The following is a 6,248-nucleotide window of genomic DNA, read 5'->3' as shown; positions in this document are numbered from 1 at the left end:
CCGCAGAATCCGACACGACAACGCCCTGCTCCTGGCCATCCTCACTCTCGACAACCCCGCTGACCTGCATCAATGACTTTGCGGGTCACCCTGGGTCGTTCGGGGCGATCCACATTCTCACTTCCGCCGTCCGAGGCCCTCGTCGTGCCACATTCAGGTGACGGCCGCGGTTACACGGTGCCTCCACGCCTGTTTGCCCGACTACGCGACGAGGTGATTCCGGGAGCCCGTTCCAAGGGAATCGATGTCCGGGTGTCTTGTGCATACCATAGCCGAGGCGACGACTGGGGGATGGTGACGAATCCGACCTCGGGTGTGAATCATGCGGGATTCTTCGTGAGTTTCGGTGGAACAGGCGACTCTCCGCAGGTGCGTGATATCGATATGAGGACCCTGCGTAACTGTGCGCGTTTCGCGGCCTATGCCGTCGAAGCCCTGGGCGGCGGTAAGGCGGCTGATGAGATAGGGTAGAATAGAAATACTGGCACCGGCGGCCCAGTCGCCGTGCGTGTTCACTCGATCGTGAGAGGTGCACTTGTGACCCTGAACGTCGCGGTTCTGACTTCGCACCAGGGCTCGAACCTTCGCGCGCTGCGGACGGCCTCGAACGAGGAGGGTGCCGGATTTGAGATTGCGCTCGCCATCTGCAACAACGGCGGGGCGCCCGCGCTCGCATTTGCCAAGGCTGCGGGGATTCCTGCGCTACATCTCTCTCGCAGGACCCATCCGGAGGCGGGTGCACTCGACGCCGCGATGTGCTCTGCGCTGGAGGATGCAGGTGTCGGACTGATTGTCACAGCCGGGTATCTGAGAAAGCTCGAGGCTCAGACTCTGGCACGATTTGAGGGCAAGATCATCAATGTTCACCCGGCTCCGCTTCCTGAGTTCGGCGGCCAAGGGATGTTTGGAGCGGCAGTACACGAGGCGATTCTGGCCTCCGGAGTCCGGGTGAGCGGACCCACTATTCATGTTGTGAATGCGGAATACGATGCCGGACCTGTAATCGCCCACGCTGACGTTCCGGTCCTGGCGGACGATACGGTGGATAGTCTCGCCGCGCGTGTTCTCGAGATGGAACACCGGCTACTTCCGGCCGTGGTCAGCAGAATCGCAGCTGGGGAGCCTTTTTCATTTCAGAACCCCTGGAGTCTTCAGGATATGACGGCCCAAGTGACCCGGTCTCGATGATGAATGTGCTACAGTGGAGCTCGGTAGCCGCGGTTCGCGAAGCCGGGCGTGGGGGACGGCGACGAGCGCTGGGAGCTAGTCACAGGCCAGTGTCCGACTCGCCTCCACTGGTGATGCGGCGAACCAGCGAAGCGAAGCCGGCGTGTCCATTGGTACCAATATGTTGCAGCTTGTGGCGAGCAAGCAGCATTCCGAGCGAAACTCCAAGGTCTGGCCGGGGCGGCTCGTCGCAGAGCATCGAGAGGAGCCCTGCAGCGAACACGTCGCCGGCACCTGTCGAGTCCCTTATTTCCTTCTCGCCTAAACACCGCTGTGGGTAGAGGCGACTGGTGATCCGGCGACCCGATCGGCGGTGGATAGTGATCCCTGTAGGCCGTTTGACGACGACTGTAGCGGCGTTCCCTTTAGCCAGGTCCAGGATCCGCGCGACGATGTCGTCCGCGTGTTCGTCGCTGCCGGCTTGGCCCAGAAGCGTCATCTCGGCGGCATTGAGCAGCAGGTAGTCGGACAGGCCGACTGGCCCGAGGACAGCCTCGGACCTCTCCGCTGACATGGCGTGGCCGGGGTCGAACATAATTACCACGTCGGGATGGATGGCGCGTAGCGCGGCGAGTAGCTTGAGCAGCCGGGGTGGCCTGACCGGGTCGAAGAAGGATGTGACATGAACTACCCGGGCTCTGCGGAGGTAGGTGAGTAGCTCGTCGAAGCGCTGGTCGATGATGTCGCCTATCAGGACATTCGCTCCGGCGTGTGTAAGCAGTGTCCGTTCGCTGCCATCCAGCAGCGACAGGCAGGCGCCGTACACCGCGTCCTCCCGCATCTCGACCTTGTCGGTGTCCACACCGACACGCTGTAATTCGGCCACGCCTGACCGGGCCCGTGGCGGGACGCTGCCGGCCACACCAATAAATCCTAGCTGCAGGCCGAGTCCCAGTTGGGAGAGCGCATAGATCGTGTTGAATGCTGAGCCGCCGAACGACGCGGTCAGTGACGTCGGCTCGACATGCGCGAGGATGCCGTCAAGGATCCCGTCAGCGACGGCATTTTCTGCACCCCGGGTGATGGGAATCGAGTCGCCGCTGCGCGTAAGGAGCCGGCCGTCGAGGAGCAGCCGGCGAAGCCCGGAGTCCGCAGCGGCGTCCGCCAGGTAGTCAAGGTTCAGGGCGCCGATGCCGACGATGTCGAGGGGTGCTGGTGGGCTAGTTGACCTGGGCTCATCTAGCATGACGGCGCGAAGACTACTACAGGTGCGCCGCCACGCGCACGCGTCTATGGAGAGGTCGGCCCTCGCCTCTGCGTCGGCGGATCGGCGAGTATGTCCAGGTCTTGACGTTCCAACGAGAACCTGGCTCGGATGCGGGCTGGCGTTCTTCCGCGACCTGGTCGCCCGCGGCCTGTCCGGCGTGCGCCTGGTCACCTCCGACGCCCACCGCGGGCTGGTTAACGCGATCGCCGCGACCCTGCCCGGCGCCTCCTGGCAGAGATGTCGGACCCATTGGGCCTGTGCAGGAACAACCTGGTGGTTCGACCAGTCTGGTTTGATGACGTGCTATAGCAATCGCGGGGGATGTTCTGGATCAGATGTCCTGTCGGTTCGCGATGCTGCTCCCGTACCTGGACGAACGGCAGCGGCGGCTGGTGCTGGCAACCGAGGCCCGGCTGCTGGGGCATGGCGGTGTCCGCGCGGTAGCCCGGGTCGCCGGGGTCAGCGAGACCACGGTCCGTGCCGGCGTGTTCGAGCTCGAAGCGGGCGAACAGCCGCTGACAGGTCGGCGTGTCCGCAGGCCGGGCGGAGGTCGCAAACGTGTCGAGGATGTGGATCCGGCCATAGCAGAGGCGTTACTCGCACTCGTCGAGCCGGACGAGCGCGGTGATCCGATGTCACCGCTGCGGTGGACCACCAAGTCACTGCGACACCTCGCCGAGGAACTCACCCGCCAAGGCCACCCGGTGTCGCCGTCCACGGTCCGCCGACTGTTACGGGCGGCCGGTTTCAGTCTGCAGGCGAACTCCAAGACCCTCGAAGGCAAACAGCATCCTGACCGGGACGCCCAGTTCCGCTACCTCCATGACCAGGTCATCGAGCACCAGAGGGCCGGCGAGCCGGTCATCAGCGTGGATGCGAAGAAGAAGGAGATGCTTGGCCAGCTCCCGAACTCCGGCCGTGAATGGCGACCGAAAGGCGACCCGGTCCAGGTGGAGGATCACAGCTTCTTCACCGGCCCGCAGGGTGAGACCGCGATTCCCTACGGCGTCTACGATCTGACCGCCGATGCGGGCTGGGTCAACGTCGGGGTCGACCACGCCACCTCGGCGTTCGCGGTGGCCTCGATCCGCCGCTGGTGGCAGGCCCGCGGCCAGGCCGACTACCCGCGGGCCACCCGGCTGCTGGTCACCGCGGACGCGGGTGGGTCCAACAGCTACCGCTTCCGGGCCTGGAAAGCCGAACTCGCCACACTCGCCACTGGCACCGGCCTGTCCATCACGGTCTGTCATTTCCCGCCCGGGCACCTCGAAGTGGAACAAGATCGAGCACCGGTTGTTCTCCCAGATCACCATGAACTGGCGCGGCCGGCCGCTGACCAGCCATGAAGTGGTCGTGAACACGATCGCGGCGACCCGGACCCGCAGCGGCCTACGCGTCGAAGCACGCTTGGACACCCGGGACTACCCGGTCGGCATCGCGGTCAGCAAAGCCCGCATCGACGCGTTGCCCATCGAACCCCATCCAGTGCACGGCACGTGGAACTACACCATTCATCCCGCGCATCCCGACAGCACCGCAGAACCATCCACCGTCCCCAATCCCATGGCCGTGTCGGACCGGGCCGCGACCCTGACGCTGCTGGCCCACCCGCGTCTGACCGGCATGAGCACCACCGACCTCGACGCGCTCGCAGCACGGCTGGCCCCAGCCCAGGCCGCCCGCTGGGAGCAGCGCCGCTACCAGCAGCGAGGCGGACCACGCCGCCATGCCCCTGGCACCCACGGCCGGCCCCTGCTCTCCGCGCGCGACCGGGTCCTGATCACTGTCGTTCACCTACGCCAGATCTGATCGCAGCGAGTCCTGGCGGACATGCTGGAGGTCAATCCACGCACCATCGGCGAAGCAGTCACCGACGTCCGCCAGCTCCTGCACGAACAGAGCATCACCATCGAGCCGACGACGCTGCGGTTCACCCAGGCCGAGCAGGTCACTGAGGTGGTTCCCGATCTTCGGACAGTGATCCCTGTAAGATGACTGGTCCGTAGACGGAGGATGTTGATGAGTCAGCAGCGCTGTCGCAGCTTCCGGAAAACTGGATCTGTCCCTGATCTTGTGATCGAAGTGGACCCGGGTACCGTCAGGTCGCGAGGAGAACTCGTTTGCGGAGCAGGTCGAAGTTCGCCCTGCCATACATCTGCCGTTTGATCATTTTGATGCGGTTCACGGCGCCTTCGACCTGTCCGGAGCTGTGCGGCAGGGTCAGTCCGTTGAGGACGGCGTCGTGGTCGCGCAGGAGGCCGCGGGTGAAGCGGTGAAGTTCGGGCAGGTCGTCGGCGTCGACGGCGGCGATCCAGCCGTTGAGCCGGTCGCCGTGACGACCGGTGAGCATCTGCGCGAACGCCGTGACGTGACCGACGGTCTTCTGGAGGTCCTGGCAGCGGGTGAGGATCGTCTTCAATGCCAGGGTCTCCTGCTCGTCCAGGTGCTCTGGGTGGGTGAGGATCCACCGGGTGACGGTGCGGACCTTGGGTGCCGGTCGTGCCGCGGGTGCGGCGGTGCTGCCGCCGGCGCGTAGTGGGCGCAGGAAGGCCAAGACAACGGCTCTGCTCCCGGGGTAGCCCTGGTCGTGGATCTCCTGGAACAGCTGGCTGCCGTTGGTGATCCCGGCGTTGACCCGCTCGGTGAGGTAGGGCTCCCACGGCCGCAGGATCGAGCCGTGGCCGTCGCGGGCCTTGGCCAGGACGTCGTCGACGCTGGTGGCGCGATAGTACTTGCGGACCGTTCCTCGGGCCAGGCCGAGTCGGGCGGCGATCGGCTTGATGCCCACGCCTGCGGCTTTCAGTTCCTGGACGGCGGCGTACCGCTCGCGGGCATGTCGCACGAACGCCCGCTGCTCGAAATGCGCGTCCCGCGCCGCGGCCACCGCGCCGTCAAGGTCCGCCCTTGGCTCGTCCGCGGCCTCGCAGGTAGTCGGCGGTTCCGCCAGGTAGGAACGGTGCCGGGCGACCGTCGTCTCGACGTACCCGGCGAGGTTGCTCCACAGATGGAAGCGGTCCGCTACCTGCACCGCGTCCGGGGCGCCGGTGCGGGCGCCATCGGCGTAGGCACCCGCCCGGTCCCGGCAGATCACCTGCGCGCCGGGATGCTCGCCCAGCCAGCCGGCGAACGTCGCCGCTTCCCGGTCGGGTAGCAGGTCCACCGGCCGGTGGCTGTCGAGATCGATCAGGACCGTTCCGTAGACCCGACCTCGGCGCAGCGCGAAGTCATCCACTCCGAGGAGGGCCACCGCCCCAATCTGTGGGTCGGGCAGCGCCCGGACCCGGCGCAGCAGGGTGTTTCGACCAGCGGGAAGTCCCATCCGGTTCGCGAGGCGGGCTCCGGCTCTGCCCGCCAACGCCAACCCGATCGCTTCGATCAACCGGCCGGCAAGCGGGGTGAACCGGGCATGCGGACTTGTCAGACCCCACGACCTGCTCCGCGAAGGTCACCCGCGGACAGTCCGCTGTCAGGCAGCGGAACCGCCGGATCAGCAGATCGATCTCCACGTGAGCACCCGCGATCGCTGCATCGACCAATCGGCGGCGATACCGCCCGTGCACCCGCTCCGACGCGACGCCGCACCCGGAACACACGCCGGAGGCCCCTCGAACACGAGCCCGTAACCGCAGCCGATCATCAGTCCGGTCAACCCAATCCCACCGACACCACCCAACCCGCCTGACCAGCCGGCCCCCACTCCCAGCAACGAACGGTCCCCACTCTCAGTGGGCGTTCTGCACGCTTTCGTCGGGCCTCAGCTTGAGTTGATCTCTGGGGTGGCCGGTGGGTCGGGCCGGGGCAGGACGAACAGGCC

The 6,248-nt window shown here is 66.1% G+C and carries 3 protein-coding genes and 2 pseudogenes; 3 read left to right on the top strand and 2 right to left on the bottom strand.

Annotation, left to right across the window (positions count from 1 at the left end; translation table 11 throughout):
* Positions 1-537: 537 nt before the first annotated feature.
* The gene (gene purN / locus BMG523DRAFT_RS23855; protein WP_198537952.1) at positions 538-1,188 is read left to right on the top strand and encodes a phosphoribosylglycinamide formyltransferase; all 651 of its coding nucleotides are present in this window, start codon (positions 538-540) and stop codon (positions 1,186-1,188) included.
* A gap of 79 nt (positions 1,189-1,267) precedes the next feature.
* On the opposite strand, the gene BMG523DRAFT_RS21465 is transcribed toward purN, so the two are convergent.
* The gene (locus BMG523DRAFT_RS21465) at positions 1,268-2,413 is read right to left on the bottom strand and encodes a PfkB family carbohydrate kinase (protein WP_051624005.1); all 1,146 of its coding nucleotides are present in this window, start codon (positions 2,411-2,413) and stop codon (positions 1,268-1,270) included.
* A 142-nt stretch (positions 2,414-2,555) separates the two neighbouring features.
* Between BMG523DRAFT_RS21465 and BMG523DRAFT_RS23850 the strand changes: the two are divergent.
* Together BMG523DRAFT_RS23850 and BMG523DRAFT_RS23845 are read left to right on the top strand one after the other, a co-directional pair.
* Positions 2,556-2,690: pseudogene (locus BMG523DRAFT_RS23850) on the top strand (transposase); the annotation flags it as partial.
* A gap of 79 nt (positions 2,691-2,769) precedes the next feature.
* Positions 2,770-4,429 (top strand): annotated as a pseudogene (locus tag BMG523DRAFT_RS23845) (ISAzo13 family transposase).
* A 103-nt stretch (positions 4,430-4,532) separates the two neighbouring features.
* Here the strand turns inward: BMG523DRAFT_RS23845 and BMG523DRAFT_RS21450 are convergent.
* On the bottom strand, positions 4,533-5,795 hold the full coding sequence (locus BMG523DRAFT_RS21450; RefSeq protein WP_235463361.1) for an ISL3 family transposase: 1,263 nt from the start codon (positions 5,793-5,795) through the stop codon (positions 4,533-4,535).
* Positions 5,796-6,248: the final 453 nt, after the last annotated feature.

The organism is Frankia sp. BMG5.23 (genome assembly GCF_000685765.2).
In the GTDB taxonomy this organism is placed as follows: domain Bacteria; phylum Actinomycetota; class Actinomycetes; order Frankiales; family Frankiaceae; genus Frankia; species Frankia casuarinae.
This window is presented reverse-complemented; position numbering and strand designations above follow the sequence as displayed.